Origin of the sequence: Pseudomonas sp. zfem001, from assembly GCF_032621725.1 — a bacterium.
In the GTDB taxonomy this organism is placed as follows: domain Bacteria; phylum Pseudomonadota; class Gammaproteobacteria; order Pseudomonadales; family Pseudomonadaceae; genus Aquipseudomonas; species Aquipseudomonas sediminis.
Genome location: NZ_JAVYJI010000002.1, coordinates 708,882 through 724,906 on the forward strand (window position 1 = coordinate 708,882; position 16,025 = coordinate 724,906).

Annotated in this window: 19 protein-coding genes; 11 read left to right on the forward strand and 8 right to left on the reverse strand. The window is 61.8% G+C overall.

From position 1 onward, the window contains the following. The first annotated feature begins 130 nt into the window (after positions 1–130). Positions 131–304, forward strand: coding sequence for a PA1571 family protein (locus RTH74_RS11230; RefSeq protein WP_316914687.1), 174 nt, complete (start codon positions 131–133; stop codon positions 302–304). Between the two features lie 41 nt (positions 305–345). On the opposite strand, the gene msrB is transcribed toward RTH74_RS11230, so the two are convergent. Further along, on the reverse strand, positions 346–741 hold the full coding sequence (gene msrB, locus RTH74_RS11235) for a peptide-methionine (R)-S-oxide reductase MsrB (protein ID WP_099524388.1): 396 nt from the start codon (positions 739–741) through the stop codon (positions 346–348). A gap of 278 nt (positions 742–1,019) precedes the next feature. On the opposite strand from msrB, the gene RTH74_RS11240 reads away from it, so the two are divergent. The 3 genes from RTH74_RS11240 to htpX all read left to right on the forward strand — a co-directional run bounded on the left by RTH74_RS11240 (position 1,020) and on the right by htpX (position 3,651). Further along, positions 1,020–2,231, forward strand: coding sequence for a pyridoxal phosphate-dependent aminotransferase (locus RTH74_RS11240; RefSeq protein WP_106732405.1), 1,212 nt, complete (start codon positions 1,020–1,022; stop codon positions 2,229–2,231). A 6-nt stretch (positions 2,232–2,237) separates the two neighbouring features. Next, complete coding sequence (locus RTH74_RS11245) at positions 2,238–2,690, forward strand: hypothetical protein (protein ID WP_316914688.1); 453 nt, start codon at positions 2,238–2,240, stop codon at positions 2,688–2,690. 88 nt (positions 2,691–2,778) lie between these two features. Next, positions 2,779–3,651, forward strand: a complete 873-nt coding sequence (gene htpX / locus RTH74_RS11250; RefSeq protein WP_316914689.1) for a protease HtpX — start codon at positions 2,779–2,781, stop codon at positions 3,649–3,651. 56 nt (positions 3,652–3,707) lie between these two features. Here the strand turns inward: htpX and RTH74_RS11255 are convergent, their stop codons facing one another. Continuing rightward, positions 3,708–4,364, reverse strand: a complete 657-nt coding sequence (locus RTH74_RS11255) for a thiopurine S-methyltransferase (RefSeq protein WP_316914690.1) — start codon at positions 4,362–4,364, stop codon at positions 3,708–3,710. A 105-nt stretch (positions 4,365–4,469) separates the two neighbouring features. On the opposite strand from RTH74_RS11255, the gene RTH74_RS11260 reads away from it, so the two are divergent. Then, positions 4,470–5,237, forward strand: a complete 768-nt coding sequence (locus RTH74_RS11260) for a class III extradiol ring-cleavage dioxygenase (RefSeq protein WP_316914822.1) — start codon at positions 4,470–4,472, stop codon at positions 5,235–5,237. Here the strand turns inward: RTH74_RS11260 and RTH74_RS11265 are convergent. After that, a complete protein-coding gene (locus RTH74_RS11265; RefSeq protein WP_316914691.1) occupies positions 5,234–5,818 on the reverse strand; it encodes a TetR/AcrR family transcriptional regulator in 585 nt (194 codons plus the stop codon). The two genes, RTH74_RS11260 and RTH74_RS11265, sit on opposite strands and share 4 nt — an antisense overlap. A 103-nt stretch (positions 5,819–5,921) precedes the next feature. Between RTH74_RS11265 and RTH74_RS11270 the strand changes: the two genes are divergently transcribed. Beyond that, positions 5,922–6,359: a hotdog fold domain-containing protein gene (locus tag RTH74_RS11270; protein ID WP_316914692.1), complete on the forward strand. Its 438-nt coding sequence runs from the start codon at positions 5,922–5,924 to the stop codon at positions 6,357–6,359. A 39-nt stretch (positions 6,360–6,398) separates the two neighbouring features. Here RTH74_RS11270 and RTH74_RS11275 read toward each other — a convergent pair whose 3' ends face one another. Beyond that, positions 6,399–7,388 carry a YhdH/YhfP family quinone oxidoreductase gene (locus RTH74_RS11275; protein WP_316914693.1) on the reverse strand — a complete coding sequence of 330 codons (990 nt, stop codon included), beginning with the start codon at positions 7,386–7,388 and terminating at the stop codon, positions 6,399–6,401. 72 nt (positions 7,389–7,460) lie between these two features. Then, on the reverse strand, positions 7,461–8,486 hold the full coding sequence (gene sohB / locus RTH74_RS11280) for a protease SohB (protein ID WP_316914694.1): 1,026 nt from the start codon (positions 8,484–8,486) through the stop codon (positions 7,461–7,463). A 200-nt stretch (positions 8,487–8,686) separates the two neighbouring features. Here sohB and RTH74_RS11285 point away from each other — a divergent pair, with 200 nt between their 5' ends. The 4 genes from RTH74_RS11285 (at position 8,687) to RTH74_RS11300 (ending at position 11,825) form a co-directional block, all read left to right on the forward strand. Beyond that, a complete protein-coding gene (locus RTH74_RS11285; RefSeq protein ID WP_316914695.1) occupies positions 8,687–9,385 on the forward strand; it encodes a histidine phosphatase family protein in 699 nt (232 codons plus the stop codon). A gap of 56 nt (positions 9,386–9,441) precedes the next feature. After that, a complete protein-coding gene (locus RTH74_RS11290) occupies positions 9,442–9,753 on the forward strand; it encodes an SCP2 sterol-binding domain-containing protein (protein ID WP_003459932.1) in 312 nt (103 codons plus the stop codon). Positions 9,754–9,973: 220 nt separating this feature from the next. Continuing rightward, complete coding sequence (locus RTH74_RS11295; RefSeq protein WP_316914696.1) at positions 9,974–11,041, forward strand: phosphotransferase family protein; 1,068 nt, start codon at positions 9,974–9,976, stop codon at positions 11,039–11,041. A 16-nt stretch (positions 11,042–11,057) separates the two neighbouring features. Then, positions 11,058–11,825: an SDR family oxidoreductase gene (locus RTH74_RS11300; RefSeq protein ID WP_099524409.1), complete on the forward strand. Its 768-nt coding sequence runs from the start codon at positions 11,058–11,060 to the stop codon at positions 11,823–11,825. Positions 11,826–11,917: 92 nt separating this feature from the next. Here the strand turns inward: RTH74_RS11300 and RTH74_RS11305 are convergent, their stop codons facing one another. Next, positions 11,918–12,565, reverse strand: coding sequence for a hypothetical protein (locus tag RTH74_RS11305; protein ID WP_316914697.1), 648 nt, complete (start codon positions 12,563–12,565; stop codon positions 11,918–11,920). A 103-nt stretch (positions 12,566–12,668) separates the two neighbouring features. On the opposite strand from RTH74_RS11305, the gene RTH74_RS11310 reads away from it, so the two are divergent. Beyond that, positions 12,669–13,448, forward strand: a complete 780-nt coding sequence (locus tag RTH74_RS11310) for a TSUP family transporter (protein ID WP_256836339.1) — start codon at positions 12,669–12,671, stop codon at positions 13,446–13,448. 47 nt (positions 13,449–13,495) lie between these two features. Here RTH74_RS11310 and nudC read toward each other — a convergent pair whose 3' ends face one another. Beyond that, positions 13,496–14,314, reverse strand: coding sequence for an NAD(+) diphosphatase (nudC, locus tag RTH74_RS11315; protein WP_316914698.1), 819 nt, complete (start codon positions 14,312–14,314; stop codon positions 13,496–13,498). Further along, complete coding sequence (locus RTH74_RS11320) at positions 14,314–15,993, reverse strand: ferrous iron transporter B (protein ID WP_316914699.1); 1,680 nt, start codon at positions 15,991–15,993, stop codon at positions 14,314–14,316. The genes nudC and RTH74_RS11320 overlap by 1 nt, the downstream gene beginning before the upstream one ends. Positions 15,994–16,025 lie beyond the last annotated feature (32 nt).

A 16,025-nucleotide genomic window follows, 5' to 3' on the forward strand; every position in this document is an offset into this window, starting at 1 on the left:
ATGAGCTTTCTGAGCCCGATTTCAACGCAGCATGGCCGACGTGCGCAGACTTCGAGCAGGTTCCTGATTGTCACCGCGCCTTCATCTGGATGTCCCAGACTGGCGCCCACCACTGATGAGGAGACAGGCCATGAGCTTGCAAGACAACGCCGCCCAATGCCCCGCCACCGCGCAACAGCAGGAACCGGTGGGCGGTTTTATCATCGACGGCCAAGGCCGCGAAGTGCCCATTACCGAAGACATGATCCAAGAGGCGTGTGAGGCCCTGGAAGAAAGTCGCCAGCGCGTCAGCCAGCAGGCGTGAAACCGCTGCGCTGGGCTCTCAACGTGCCCAGCGCGCATACCTTACTCGCTCGGCACCAGTTTCAACGACAGTGAGTTGATGCAGTAGCGCAACCCGGTCGGGCGTGGGCCATCGGGGAACACATGTCCCAGATGCGCGTCGCATTTGGCGCATTTGACTTCGATGCGATGCATGCCATGGCTGTAATCGTCGAGGCTGGCGATCACCTCGTCATTGATCGGCTGAAAATAGCTCGGCCAACCGCTGCCCGAGTCGTATTTGGCGTCCGAGTCGAACAGCGCCTCGCCACAGCAGGCGCAGTGGTAGATGCCAGGGGTTTTGCTGTCGTGATAAGCGCCGGTGAACGGCCGCTCAGTGCCACCCAGTCGGCAGACATGAAACTGCTCGTCGGTCAGCTCTTCGCGCCAGCTATCCAGGGGTTTGTCGACTTTATCCACGAACGGAGTTCCTCCTCGGTAATGGGCGATACGCGGCGTTGCAGGCTGCGCCAGCGCCTGGTGGCAACCGCTGCCAAAGCGAGCGGTGTGCGACTGCTCGGTCACTGTGCACCCTGTGGCAGGCCAGAAAAAAGCCGGGCGGATACCTTTGCCGCGCTCAGGGCGCCACGTATGATTCGACCCCAGTCTGTCACCCGCGCTACAGGCTGCCAAGATTCTCCGTCGAGAGAATTTTGCAGCGTATTTGCGTGGGCTCTCCTTAGCTCGGGATTCCTTACATGCAGGTCAGCAAATCGAACAAGCTCGCCAACGTCTGCTATGACATTCGCGGGCCGGTGCTCAAGCACGCCAAGCGTCTGGAAGAGGAAGGTCATCGCATCCTCAAGCTGAACATCGGCAACCCGGCGCCGTTCGGTTTCGAGGCACCGGAAGAAATTCTCCAGGACGTCATCCGCAACCTGCCAACCGCTCAGGGCTACAGCGACTCCAAGGGTCTGTTCAGCGCGCGCAAGGCGGTGATGCAGTACTACCAGCAGAAGCAGGTCGAAGGCGTCACCATCGAAGACATCTACCTAGGCAACGGTGTGTCCGAGCTGATCGTCATGGCCATGCAGGCGCTGCTCAACAACGGTGACGAAGTGCTTATCCCGGCGCCTGACTATCCGCTGTGGACTGCTGCCGTGGCTCTGTCCGGCGGCAAGCCGGTGCACTACCTGTGCGACGAGCAGGCCGGCTGGTTCCCCGACATCGCCGACATGCGCGCCAAGATCACACCGAACACCAAGGCCCTGGTGCTGATCAACCCGAACAACCCCACCGGCGCGGTGTACTCGAAGGAAGTGCTGCAGGACATCGTCGAACTGGCCCGTCAGCACAACCTGGTGATCTTCTCCGACGAGATCTACGACAAGATCCTCTACGACGACGCCGTGCACATCAGCACCGCTTCGCTGGCACCGGACGTGCTGTGCCTGACCTTCAACGGCCTGTCCAAGAGCTACCGCGTGGCCGGTTTCCGCTCTGGCTGGGTGGCCATCTCCGGGCCCAAACACAGGGCGCAGAGCTACATCGAAGGCCTGGATATCCTGGCCAACATGCGCCTGTGCGCCAACGTGCCAAGCCAGCATGCGATCCAGACCGCACTCGGTGGCTACCAGAGCATCAACGACCTGGTACTGCCAAACGGCCGCTTGCTGGAACAGCGCAACCGCGCCTGGGAGCTGCTCAACGACATTCCCGGGGTCAGCTGCGTCAAGCCCATGGGCGCGCTGTACGCCTTCCCGAAGATCGACCCGAAGGTCTGCCCAATCCACAATGACGAGAAGTTCGTCCTCGACCTGCTGCTTTCAGAGAAGCTGCTGATCGTTCAGGGCACCGCTTTCAACTGGCCGTGGCCGGATCATTTCCGCGTGGTCACCCTGCCCCGTGTTGACGACCTGGAGCAGGCCATCGGCCGTATCGGCAACTTCCTCAAGGGTTACAGCCAGTAAGCCGACATGGACCTGCAGATAGACGACTTCTACAAGGACGCCGCCAGCGGCCTGCTCATGCTCTATCAGGCCTTCCCGCGCAAGATGGCGCTGTACGTGGAAGACCTGATCGGGCGCGAGGAGCCGGACGAATTCGGCCTGCCGAGCAAGCGTCACCAGGCCTGCCTGGGTGCACTGTTGTGGCTGGCCGAAGAAGGCTATCTGCGTTTCGAGTCGACCATCGCCTACGATGCACTGGATCAAGCAGTACTCAGCGAAAAAGGCTTCATGCGCCTTTCCCGCAGTATTCCCCATGTCCTACCGGAGGGCGAACCACTGCCACCCAGCGTACGTCGCGTACATGCCACCCTGGCCTTCCAGTTGCGCGAAGCACTGGCGCGCCAGCATGGGGAACGTACCGCTCGGCTTACCCGTCTATTGTTCGATGCCCAACCCAGCGCTACAGGCGACATAGTTTGAAATAGTCGCCAGTTGAAAGCCCCTGGGGGGCGCCCTTATATAGCCGGCATTAGTAAAAGTCTTTCCCCGTGAGGAGTCCGTTCACACCATGATGCGCATTATGTTGTTCCTGGCCACCAACCTGGCGGTTCTGGTTATCGCCAGCATCACCCTCAAACTGCTGGGGGTCGACCGCTTCACCGGCCAGAACCATGGCAGCCTGCTGATTTTCTGCGCTGTGTTCGGTTTCGCCGGCTCGCTGGTTTCGCTGTTCCTGTCCAAGTGGATGGCGAAGATGAGCACCGGCACCCAGATCATCACCCAACCGCGCACCCGTCACGAACAGTGGCTACTGCAGACCGTCGAGGAGCTGTCCCGTGAAGCCGGCATCAAGATGCCGGAAGTCGGTATCTTCCCGGCCTACGAGTCCAACGCCTTCGCCACCGGCTGGAACAAGAACGACGCGCTGGTCGCCGTCAGCCAGGGTCTGCTCGAGCGCTTCTCGCCTGATGAAGTCCGCGCGGTGCTGGCCCACGAGATCGGCCACGTGGCCAACGGCGACATGGTCACCCTGGCACTGATCCAGGGCGTGGTGAACACCTTCGTGATGTTCTTCGCGCGCATCTTCGGTAACTTCGTCGACAAGGCGATCCTGAAGAACGAAGACGGCCACGGTATCGGCTACTTCGTCGCGACCATCTTCGCCGAGCTGGTGCTGGGTATCCTGGCCAGCATCATCGTCATGTGGTTCTCGCGCAAACGTGAGTACAAGGCTGACGAAGCCGGTGCCCGCCTGGCCGGCACCGGCGCCATGATCGCGGCGCTGCAGCGTCTGCGTGCCGAACAGGGCGTGCCGGTGCAGATGCCCGACAGCCTGACTGCTTTCGGCATCAACGGCGGCCTGAAGAACGGCCTGGCCGGCCTGCTGATGAGCCACCCGCCACTGGAAGATCGCATCGAGGCGCTGCGCCGCCACGGCTGATCGAAACCGAAAAACAAAAGGCGACCTCAGGATCGCCTTTTTCATTGCTCGCTGCTTTAGCGGCGCGCCAGGTGAAACACCACCTCCTCCACCGCCTCGAGCTGATTCTCGACAAAGCGCGGGTTACCGCTCAGCACATCCTTGCGCTCCAGCTCATGCCGCAGCCAACCTGGCGAGAAGCACTGCTCGACCTCGGCGTCCTCGACCGAGAACGGTGGGCCATCCATGCGTTGCTGGTCGTATACCAGGGTCACCAGCAGGCCCTGACAAGCTGGCGGCAGAATCGCCTGCAGGTGGGCGGCGTAGCGTTCGCGCATCTCCGGCGGCAACGCGATCAGCGCCGCGCGGTCATAGAACGCCTGGCACCCGGCAACGTCGTCACGGCTCAGGGCGAAAAAGTCGCCGCAGAGAATCTGCAGCTTGCCGGCCTGATAGATCTTGAACGCTCCCTGGTGCGAGATCTGTGGCTGTACATCACGTTCGGCGAAAAAATCCTCCACGGCGCGCTCGGCCAGTTCGACACCAATCACGGTGTGGCCCTGTTCCGCCAGCCAGGCCAGGTCCAGGCTCTTGCCACACAGCGGCACCAGCACTGCCGCCTGTTCGGCGAGCCCGAGCCGAGCCCAGTGTCGACGCAGGTAACCGTTGACCTTCTCCTGATGAAAGCCGATTTGGCTGCGCGCCCAACGCTCCTGCCAGAACGCCTCGTGCATGAGTGAAACCTCCACAAATTCGATAGGAATGCTCAACTATTTATGCTGGAAGTCGATAGGTCCAGCAACGAAGATGGCGACATCCTACTTCAGGAGCTGATCGTCATGCTGCCCTCACTGTTCATATCCCACGGTTCGCCCATGCTGGCCCTGGACCCAGGTGCCAGCGGCCCCGCACTGGCCAGGCTGGCCGCCGAGCTGCCCAGGCCCAAGGCGATCGTGGTGGTGTCGGCGCACTGGGAAAGCGAGCAACTGCTGCTGACAGCGGGCGAGCATCCGCATACCTGGCACGATTTCGGCGGCTTCCCGGCGCCCTTGTACGCCGTGCAGTATCCTGCTCCCGGCGCACCAGAACTGGCCAAGGAGATCGCAGAGCAATTGAATCACGCGGGCCTGCCGGCAGCGCTCGATGCCCGGCGCCCATTCGATCATGGCGCCTGGGTTCCGTTGTCGCTGATGTATCCGCAAGCCGACATCCCCGTGGTGCAGCTTTCGCTACCCAGCCGTCTTGGCCCCGAGCAGCAGACGCGTGTGGGTCGTGCACTGAGCAGCTTGCGTGAACAAGGCATATTACTTATCGGCTCCGGCAGCATCACCCACAACCTCGGCGAGCTCGACTGGCGCGCCGGCCCCGACGTCATCACGCCTTGGGCCAAGGAGTTTCGCGACTGGGTGGTGGAAAAGCTCGAAGCGAACGACGAAGAGGCCTTGCACCACTACCGCCGGCAGGCACCCAACGCCGTACGTAACCATCCCAGCGAAGAACACCTGCTACCGCTGTTCTTCGCTCGTGGCGCAGGCGAAGCCTTTTCCGTGATTCACGCAGGCTTCACCTACGGCGCACTGGGTATGGACATCTATCGATTCGACTAGTTGCTGCTTTTCACGCTGTCCCAGGCGATCTGCGCCAGCAGCTCACGGCATTCACCCAGCTCGCTCTGGGTGCGGCCGGCCAGCCAGTTGCGTGCTAGGTCGTGCGTCGGGCCTATCACCACCGAGGCAAAACAGTCATCCGGCAGCGCCTTGAACAGCCCCTGCAGGCGGTACTCGGCGAGCGCCGTGAGAATCTGCGCGAAATGCTGACGATTGGCTTCGCGCAGGGCTTCGCCCATCTCCCCCGCTTCGACCCGACTGCGGCTGTGCAGGATGAAGCGCGCCCAATCCGGATTGGCCACCACCCAGTCGATGTAGCTGGTCACCAGCAACTTGACGCAGGCCTCGGCGCTGGCCGTGCTGGCAAATCCGCGCTGCAGCAGGTCGGCGTACTGAGCGGTACCGGCCATATAGAGCGCGGCGATGATCCGCTCCTTGTTACCGAAGTGGTGATACAGACTGCCGATGCTCGCGCCAGAGCGGTCACGAATCATCTCGATGGTGGTGACATCGACGCCGTGCTCGGTAAAGCACGCCAGTGCAGCCTGCAGAATCTCATCTTTGCGTGATGGACGAGCCATACCGCTCCTTATGACTAGAATATTTTTCTAGAATAACTTTCTAATCTTCGTATACTGCTCCGGCGCGCGCTCATCTTCAATCGCAAACACTCAGGAGAAAGCCATGAGTCAGATGTTGCAGATGTTCCAGCAAGCCGGTGCTGCCCAGTTCAGCACGATGATCGGTCAGGTCGCCCCCTACTTCGCCAGCATCGCCCCGCAAATGGTCGAGCTGCGTCCAGGCTATGCCGAGGTCCGCTTCGCCAAACGCCGCGAAGTACTGAATCATATAGGTACGGTGCACGCGATCGCGCTGTGCAATGCTGCCGAGCTTGCCGCCGGCAGCATGACCGACGCCTCCATCCCCGCCGGTTGCCGCTGGATTCCCAAGGGCATGACAGTGGAATACCTGGCAAAGGCCGATGGCGACATCCGCACGGTGGCCGATGGCAGCGAGGTGGACTGGGGGCAGACCGGTGACATCAAGGTGCCTGTAATGGCCTACGTCGGTGAAAAGCCGGTGTTTCGCGCCGAGATCACCATGTACGTCAGCCAGGCCTGAAATGCAGAGGCCCGTCATCGACGGGCCTTGCTCATGCATTCAGTCGAGTCGCACCAGAATACGGCCGACCATGCCGCCAGCCAGGATCCGCTCGATGGACGCCGGCAACTCCGCCAGGCCAATTTCCTGGCACAGCGGCGAGAGATCGAGCTTCCACTGCAGCGAGAGCTTGTCCCACATCGATGCCTTGACCACCAGTGGCAGCTCCACCGAATCCACCCCCAGCAGGTTGACCCCGCGCAGGATGAACGGCAGGACGCTGGCCTGGAAGCCGACGCCAGCGGTCAGTCCGCAGCAGGCCACGCTTCCGCTGTGGCGCAACGACTTGACCACATTGAACAGAATGTCGCCGCCCACGGTATCTACCGCTCCCGCCCAGCGCTCCTTGAGCATCGGTCGGTCGCTACCTTGCTGCAGCTCCTCGCGACTGACGATCTCGTCGGCACCCAGACCACGCAGGAAATCCGCCTGCTCGGCCTTGCCGGTAGCCGCGGCTACGCGATAACCGAGCTGCTTGAGCAACACGACCGCAATACTGCCAACACCACCGGTAGCCCCAGTGACCAGCACCGTACCGGCTTCAGGGGTGACGCCAGCTTGCTCCAGCTTGTCCACGCACAGCGCGGCGGTCAGGCCGGCGGTGCCGAGCACCATCGCCTCGCGCAGCGGCAGGCCCTGCGGGCGCTTGATCGCCCAGGCGGCCGGTACACGAATGTACTGACCGAAGCCGCCGGCCGTGTTCATGCCCAGGTCGTAGCCGGTGACGATCACCTCGTCACCCACGGCGAATTCGGCAGCGCTGGAAGCCTCAACCACACCCGCCGCGTCGATACCGGGCGTATGCGGGTAAGCCTTGGTCACACCACGATTGCCGCTGGCAGACAGCGCGTCCTTGTAGTTGAGCGAGGAATAGCGCACGCGGATCAACAACTCGCCCTGCGGCAACTGCTCGACGTTGCGCTGGACTACTTCACGCTGGAAACCGCCATCGGCGCCTTCGCTGACCAGCAAGGCCTTGAACTCGGTCATCATCCTCTCCTCTTGTCGTGGTTCGCTGCTGCGCGACGCGAGTCGGCCGTGCAGCCCATCATGAACGAAGCGTTACCAGAAGCGTTGCTGATTGAGCCGGCTCAACCAGGTCAGGACGAAGCGATCTGCCGCCATGCTGGCCGCAAGCCCGACACGCTCCTGCAGGCTCTTTTTCTGAGCGAAATGCAAATGGAACAGTTCAGCCTCGGCGGCGCGTTCGGCCAGGTACTGGTCGCTGGTCTTCAGTTCATCCACCAGCAGGCGCTCCTGCGCGGCCATACCCAGCCAGACTTCACCGGTGGCGATGGCGTCGATATCCAGCTGCGGGCGATAACGACCGACAAAGCCTTTGAACAGCTCGTGAGTGGTTTCCAGATCTTCCTGGAATTTCTCCCGGCCCTTTTCAGTGTTCTCACCAAATACTGTCAGCGTGCGCTTGTACTCGCCGGCGGTCAGCACTTCAAAGTCGATCTCGTGCTTCTTCAGCAGACGATGCACATTGGGCAACTGCGCCACCACGCCAATGGAGCCGAGAATGGCAAAAGGCGCACTGAGAATCTTCTGGCCGATGCAGGCCATCATGTAGCCGCCACTGGCTGCTACCTTGTCCACGCATACGGTCAGCGGGATGCCTGCATCGCGGATGCGCACCAGCTGCGACGAAGCCAGGCCGTAGCTGTGCACCATGCCGCCACCACTTTCCAGGCGCAGCACCACTTCGTCCTCGGCCTTGGCCATGGACAACAACGCCGTTACTTCATGGCGCAGGTTGTCGGTGGCCGATGCCTTGATATCGCCGTCGAAATCCAGCACGAACACCCGTGGCTTGCTGGGCGGCGTTTTCTTCTCCTGCTTGGCCGCCTTGGCCTTGGCCTCGGCCTTGCGCGTAGCCTTGAGCTGATCCTTGGACAACACGCTCTGCTCCAGGCGCTCGCGCAGATCCTTGTAGAAGTCATTGAGCTTCTGCACCTGTAGCTGGCCACTGCCACGCCGCCCCCTGCCGCGCGTGGCGGCGATCGCCACCAGCACCACGACGATGGCGACCACCAGGGTCAGGGTTTTCGCCAGAAAGCTGGCGTACTCGCTAAGAAACTCCACGGATCCCCCTCGGACAATGCAGCGGCGCCTGAGCGCACAAAGGCTCAAGCATACCGGCGCAGCGGCCTAGCGGCCAACCTCGGCAGCGTTGCTGCAATAGCCATACAAGCAATTCAAACAAGCGTATGTTTTTTCGTTGACAGCCCCTGAGCTTCCTCATACCCTCGCGAAACATTCAACGTGCCGGGACCAATACGGACGTGGGCAGCATCTATCTGATTCGACATGGCCAGGCCTCATTCGGTGCAGACGACTACGATGTCCTGTCTCCCGTCGGCGTACGCCAGGCCGAAGTGCTGGGCGAACACCTCGAACAACTCGGTATCGCCCTTGATCGTTGCGTCAGTGGCAGCCTGCGTCGCCAGCAGCACACCGCCAACGCCGCCCTGCAGCGCATGAGCCATGCGCCGACACTGGATATAGACGAAGCCTTCAACGAATTCGACGCCGATGCTGTGATTCGTACGCTGCTGCCGGATCTGCTGCCGGAAGAGCCCGAAGCCCTGCACATTCTGCGCAACGGTGCGCAGAACCGTGCCGAGTTCCAGCGCCTGTTCGCCAAACTGATCCAGCGCTGGATTTCCGGCGAACATGACAAACCAGGCCTGCAGAGCTGGCAGGCTTATGTCGAACAGGTCGAAGGCGGCCTGCGGCGCATCCTCGAACAGGCCAACAACAAACAGAACATTGCCGTGTTCACTTCCGGCGGTACCATCACCGCCCTGCTTCGCCTGATTACCGGCGTACCGGCGGCAAAGGCCTTCGAACTGAATTGGCAGATCGTCAATACCTCGCTCAGCCAGCTGAAATTCCGTGGCAGCGAGGTGAGTCTGGCTTCCTTCAACAGCCATGTGCATTTACAGCTGCTGAAGGCGCCGGAGCTCATCACCTATCGATGAGCTCCAGCCCACTGCGGCCGCGAGGCTGCGCGAAAAAACCGAAAAAGGATAAGACCATGAGTGTTGCTGACATCGCCCAAACCATGCAGTCCAAGTTCAACGCCAGCGCCGCTGCAGGCCTGGATCTGGTATTCCAATTCAACATCGAAGATGGCGAGAACTACGCGCTGATCGTCAAAGACGGCACCTGCGCCCTCGAGCAAGGCGACAACCCGAACGCCAACGTGACCCTGATCATGGACAGCGAAACCCTCAAGGGCATCGTCAGTGGCGAAACCGATGGCATGCAGGCCTTCATGGCTGGCAAGCTGCGCGCCGAAGGCGACATGATGCTGGCGATGAAGCTGGGCGAACTGTTCCCGGTCTGATCGGCGAGCCGAGCGCAAAACACAAAAACCGGAGTCCTGGCACTCCGGTTTTTTATTGCCTGCGCACAAGCGAAAGGTCAGGTCGAAAATGACTGATCAGGCAGTTTGATCGAGGTGCAACACGCCCGCCTATAACGGCGCGTATTGCTTGTGACAGCCAGGGTGCAGCATTAGATTAGCCAATTATCTGGGGCACCCATCATAAGTAGAAGGGATAAGCATGGCGCTCACTGACCAATCCACCCGCATTCGCACCGGCGAAGAGCTCGATGCTGCCGTCATCGACGCCTACCTGAAAGCCAATATTCCAGGCCTGAGCGGTGAAGCGAAGATCAGCCAGTTCCCCGGCGGCGCTTCGAACCTGACCTACCTGATCGAGTACCCGCAGCAGGAGTTCGTCCTGCGCCGCCCGCCCTTCGGCCACAAGGCCAAGTCGGCGCATGACATGGGCCGCGAGTACCGCATCCTCAATCAGCTCAATGCCGGCTTCCCCTACTGCCCGAAAGCCTACGTGCACTGCACCGACGACTCGGTGATCGGCGCCGAGTTCTACGTGATGGAGCGGGTCAAGGGCATCATCCTGCGCTCTGAAATGCCTGCTGAGCTGAACTTCAGCGCCGAGCAGACTGCCGCGCTGTGCAAGAGCTTCATCGACAAGCTGGTGGAGCTGCACAACGTCGACTACAACGCCTGCGGCCTGGGCGACCTGGGCAAGCCTGAAGGTTATGTCGAGCGCCAGATCAAGGGCTGGAGTGACCGCTACGAGAAGGCCCTGACTCCGGACGCGCCGAGCTGGGAGCCGGTCAAGGCCTGGCTCAACGACAAGATGCCAGCCGACCACCACAAGCCGGGCATCGTGCACAACGACTACCGCTTCGACAACGTGATCCTCGACCCGAACAACCCGATGCAGATCATCGGCGTGCTCGACTGGGAGATGACCACCATCGGCGACCCGCTGATGGACCTGGGCAACACCCTGGCCTACTGGATCGAAGCCGGAGACCCGGCGCCAGTGCAACTGATGCGCCGTCAGCCGAGCAACGCGCCGGGCATGCTCACGCGCCAGCAGTTCGTCGACTACTACGCCGAAAAAGCCGGCATCGAGATCAAGAGCTTCGACTTCTACTACACCTACGGCCTGTTCCGCCTGGCCGGCATCGTGCAGCAGATCTACTACCGCTTCTATCACGGCCAGACCCAGGACAAGCGCTTCGCGCAGTTCATTCACATGAACAAGCTGCTGGAGCAGATGTGCCTGCAGGTCATCGGTAAATCCACTCTCTAACCCCGGGGTAATCACAATGTCCAAGACCCAACTGTTCGACCTCGACGGCAAGATCGCCTTCGTCTCCGGCGCCAGCCGCGGCATCGGCGAGGCCATCGCCAAGCTGCTGGCCCAGCAAGGCGCCCACGTGATCGTTTCCAGCCGCAAGATCGACGGCTGCCAGGCCGTGGCCGATGCCATCACCGCCGAGGGTGGCAAGGCCACTGCCATCGCCTGCCACATCGGCGAGATGGAGCAGATCACCAACGTCTTCGCGCAGATCAAGGAACAGTTCGGCCGCCTCGACATCCTGGTCAACAACGCCGCGACCAACCCGCAGTTCTGCAACGTGCTGGACACCGACCTCTCCGCCTTCCAGAAGACCGTGGACGTGAACATCCGCGGCTACTACTTCATGTCCATCGAAGGCGGCAAGCTGATGAAGGAAAACGGCGGCGGCTCGATCATCAACGTCGCCTCGATCAATGGCGTCTCCCCTGGCGAATTCCAGGGCATCTACTCGGTGACCAAGGCTGCGGTGATCAGCATGACCAAGGTGTTCGCCAAGGAATGCGCGCAGTTCGGCATTCGCTGCAACGCCTTGCTGCCGGGCCTGACCGACACCAAGTTCGCCTCGGCGCTGACCAAGAACGACGCCATCCTCAAGCACGCCCTGCAACGTATCCCGCTAAAGCGCGTGGCCGACCCGAGCGAGATGGCTGGCACGGTGCTGTATCTGGCCAGTGACGCCTCCAGCTACACCACCGGCGTGGCGCTGAACGTGGACGGCGGCTTCCTCTCCTGAGGTTGACGGCATAAACGACAAAGGCACCTTGCAGGTGCCTTTTTTGTAGGGTGCGCACGGCGCACCCTACTTCCGCCACACTCTGCTGCCGCTTACCAATCCTTCAACGCGGCTTCGGCTGCCGGGTTCATCGGTTCGGCCAGCAGACCGGTCGGCGTCAGGCTGACGCTATAGACGGCATCTGCAGCAATCGGTAGATAGGTCACTCGCAGCGCCTGCGGGTCGAACAGCAGCAGATCACGCTGGCTCAGCCGCAGCCAGCGCCACAGGTCCACACCATAGGGGCTTTCGGCTAACTGCACGCGACCGTGTTGCGCCAGCGCCTGCTGCTCGATGGCCAGAAAACGCCCAGACAGACGCTCCAGGCGGTAACCCGGCTCAAGACCAATCAGCTCGGCCAGGCCTTTCCAGCGAATCAGCCGACCATCGAGCTGCCACATGTCGCCCTCCAAGGTAACCGTGCGCTCGTGCCCACCTTCGAGCAACGTCACCTGATAGCGCTGCGGGCCGTCGGCTTTGAAGCTCAGCGTCACCAGGGGCTTGCCCGGCTGCAACGGCTCATAGGCATACAGATCGTAAGCCGCCAGGCCCACCAGCGCGGCCAACGCGAGAAATGCCAGACCACAGGTGCCACGCAACCAGCCGAGGAACCATCCCGTATTGAGCAGGATGCGCAGTGCCACCAGCAGCGCCAATACGGCCAACAGCGCCACGGCCCAGGCCAACCCGTCGTATTGCATCGATTGCGTTCCTTCTCTGGCGAATTCCCGGCATTATGCGCAGCTCTCTCCACGACGAACAGCCAGCAGGCTGCGCATTCGCCCACAAGTCGACACTTTAAATATGCCCTTCGCTCTCGAGCTCGCCATCGACCCCAGCACACTGGCCATTCTCGCCCTGGTCGCCTTCATCGCTGGCTTTATCGACGCCATTGCCGGTGGCGGCGGTCTGCTGACCATCCCCGCCCTGCTCACCACCGGCCTGCCGCCGCACCTGGTGCTAGGCACCAGCAAACTGTGCGCGACCTTCGGCTCGGCAACCGCCAGCTACACCTTCTACCGGCGTAAGTTGTTCAGCCCGGGCAAATGGAAGAACGCAATGGCCGGCACCGCCATTGGTGCGATTGGCGGTGCGGTGTTAGTGCACTGGATGCCGGCCGAGTGGATCAACAAGATGCTGCCGTTGGTGGTATTCGCCTGCGGCCTATACCTGCTCTTCGGCAAGACGCCGGACGCACCGTTGGACGCCGACCTACCCATCGCCAGCCGCCGGCAATGGCCCCAGAGCATCAGCCTGGGCTTCTACGATGGCGTAGCCGGCCCGGGAACCGGTGCGTTCTGGACGGTCAGCACGCTGCTCATGTACCCGCTCGATCTGGTGCGCGCTAGCGGCGTGGCACGCTCGATGAACTTCATCAGCAACGCCTGCGCCCTGGCGGTGTTCATCATCGCCGGACAGGTGGCATGGGTGCTGGGGCTGTGCATGGGCTTTTCGCTGATGGCCGGCGCCTTTCTCGGTGCGCGCACGGCGATTGGCGGCGGCTCGAAATTCATCCGCCCGGTATTCATCGCCGTGGTTCTGGCGCTTACCGCCCGCCTGGTCTGGCAGCACTGGGTCGCGTAGGGCTGGTGCAACCCGCCGCCGCAACGACTTGGCGGGTTGCACCCGCCCTACAGACTCGGCTCGGGCAGACCGAGGCGGCGCGCGACGTAAAGGTCGATCAGATGGCGAGCGATGGAGCGCGACGCCGGTAATGGCGGCAAGTCATCGACACGGAACCAGCGCGCATCCTCGATTTCGTCTTCCTGCATGACGATATCGCCACCGGCAAATTCGGCATGGAAGCCGAGCATCAGCGAATGCGGAAACGGCCAGCCCTGGCTGCCGATGTACTGCAGATTCTTCACCTCGAGACCAACTTCCTCGCGCACCTCGCGTGCCACGCAATGCTCCACCGACTCGCCTGGTTCGACAAAGCCTGCCAGGGTGCTGTAGACCCCTGTCACGAAACGCGGCGAGCGCGCCAGAAGGACCTCGTCTCCACGCGTCACCAGCACGATCATGCTCGGCGAGATACGCGGATAGTGCTGCGATTCGCAACTGTCACAACGCATCGCCCGCTCACCTGGAAGCTGACGAGTCGGCGCACCGCAGCTGCCGCAGTAGCGGTGCTCGGCGTACCAGGTGCCAATCTGTGCGGCGTAGGCCAGCATGCGGAAGGTTTCTGCTTCGCCCTGCAGCATGAACTGACGCAGGCTCTGCCAGGCGCAGCCCTCCAGCGTCGCCGAGGGCTTGAGTTGCAGCAGGTAAACGGCATCGTCACCGAAATGACCGATACCCTGCTCGCCTAGAATCGGCAGGTCCTGGCGCTTGACCCAGTCACGCGGAAATAGCACGCCATTGCTGTCGGCAAGAAAGTGCTGCTGGTTGTAGAGCAGCGCCCAGCCGCCTGGCTGAGCAGGATCGAGAAAGGTATTGCGCCAGACCATCAGGCCGCCACCGGCATACCCAACGCCTTGACGCTTTCCTCAGCCAGATCGAGCACGCTGGGGCGGGTTTCCGGGCGCATCACAGCGCCGGCTTCCAGGTAATACTCGAGGCTGCTCAGCGCATCAGCCAGGGTTTCCAGCATCTGTTCCGACGGCATTTGCGCGGAATCGAGCATGCGCGCCTGGATATAGTCGGCGCAGGCACCGACCAGCATCGCGGCGCGGCGCTGCTCGAGGAACCACAAGCCACCACGCACGGCCTGCAAGCTGAACGGCACGTTGGACAGGTGCATCTTATCGCCAGCCGACTCCAGGTACGCGGTGATCGCGCGTTTGGCCAGAGCCAAACCGGCCTGGGCCTCGTCGACCACCACGATACGGGCTTCGTTGAGCTGATGAGTGGCGAAGGAGTCGGCCTCATTGCCCGGTTCGACAGCAGCCGGCCTGAGATCGCGACCCTCGCCACGCTCCAGGCTGGCCACCATACCTTCGACATAGAGCACGGCATCAGCCAGCTTATGCAGTTGCTCCGCCTGCGGCGGCGTTTCTTCACTCCAGGCGGCAACCTGCGGCAGCTGAGCGCCAAGCGAGTTGCCGGCAGAATTCAAACCGACCATGCCGAGGGTCTTGGCCAATTTGCCCAGCAACGCATGCAGGGTGCCCAGGGTTTCACCTTGCAAGGTGCCACGCTCGAGCAGGTCGAGCATGTCCTTGACGCTGGCCAGCTCTTCGCGAATCGCCGTGGACAACGAACGCATCACCGCCTGCCCCGGCCCGGCCAGACGCTGGTATTCCTCTTCCAGCAAATGGTCAGTGAATGGCAATGGCGTGAGGCCGAACACTTCGCGCATAGCAGTGGCGTGCGGGCCATGGCTATCGGCGAGCGCGACCAGATACAGCAACTCTTTCAGCAAGCTGCGCGGCGCCTCGTACTGTGGGTTGCCGAGCATAAGCTTGAGCTCGCGATCCACTCGCGAAAACAGCTGCTTGCGCGATTTGCGCGGCAGCAGTTGGCCATCGCACTGGGCTTCGATTGCAGCCGCGCCAATCCAGCACATGCGTCCGCGCGGCTCGTTGGCGAACAGGCTGTCCAAACGCGCCATGGCACGCACCATCAGCTTGAGGCTGGCCTGCGGATTCTGCTCACGGATAAAACCCAGCAACCCGACCTGATACATATGCCGTAGGCGCTTGCCTTCGCTCAGCTTGGCCGCGCCATCGAGTGGCTGGGTAGCCGTGTGCGGCCGCGCATGATCGAGGCGAACGCTGAAGAAGAAACTTTCCGGGAGCGGCTGCTGCGCACCGGCCTGACGCAAATCGTTGATCGCCGGCAGCAACAGCTCAGGCATTTCCTGGCGATGGGCTTCGACGTTTTCCAGATAACGACGCAGTACATGCAGGGCATTGCTCAGCGCCGAGAGCTGCGCGTCGCGCTCCTCACCAGCACCAGCCGGAATATCAGTGGCCTGATCCAGCACTTCCTGAGCCAGCAGTTCCGCTCCGGCCAGTTCGATAAGGTTGAGCGTGCCGCGAACCTGGTGCAGGCTTTCCACCGCTTGCTGCAACAGACTGCCGTTGTGCCGCTCGGCGATGAAATGCTCCAGGCTCTGCTCGGCCTCTTCCATGGTGACGAACAGCTCGTCGCGCACCAGATTCAGGGATGTGGCTCCACTTACCATGCTCTAGGCCTCGCAGCGAACATCAGCGAATA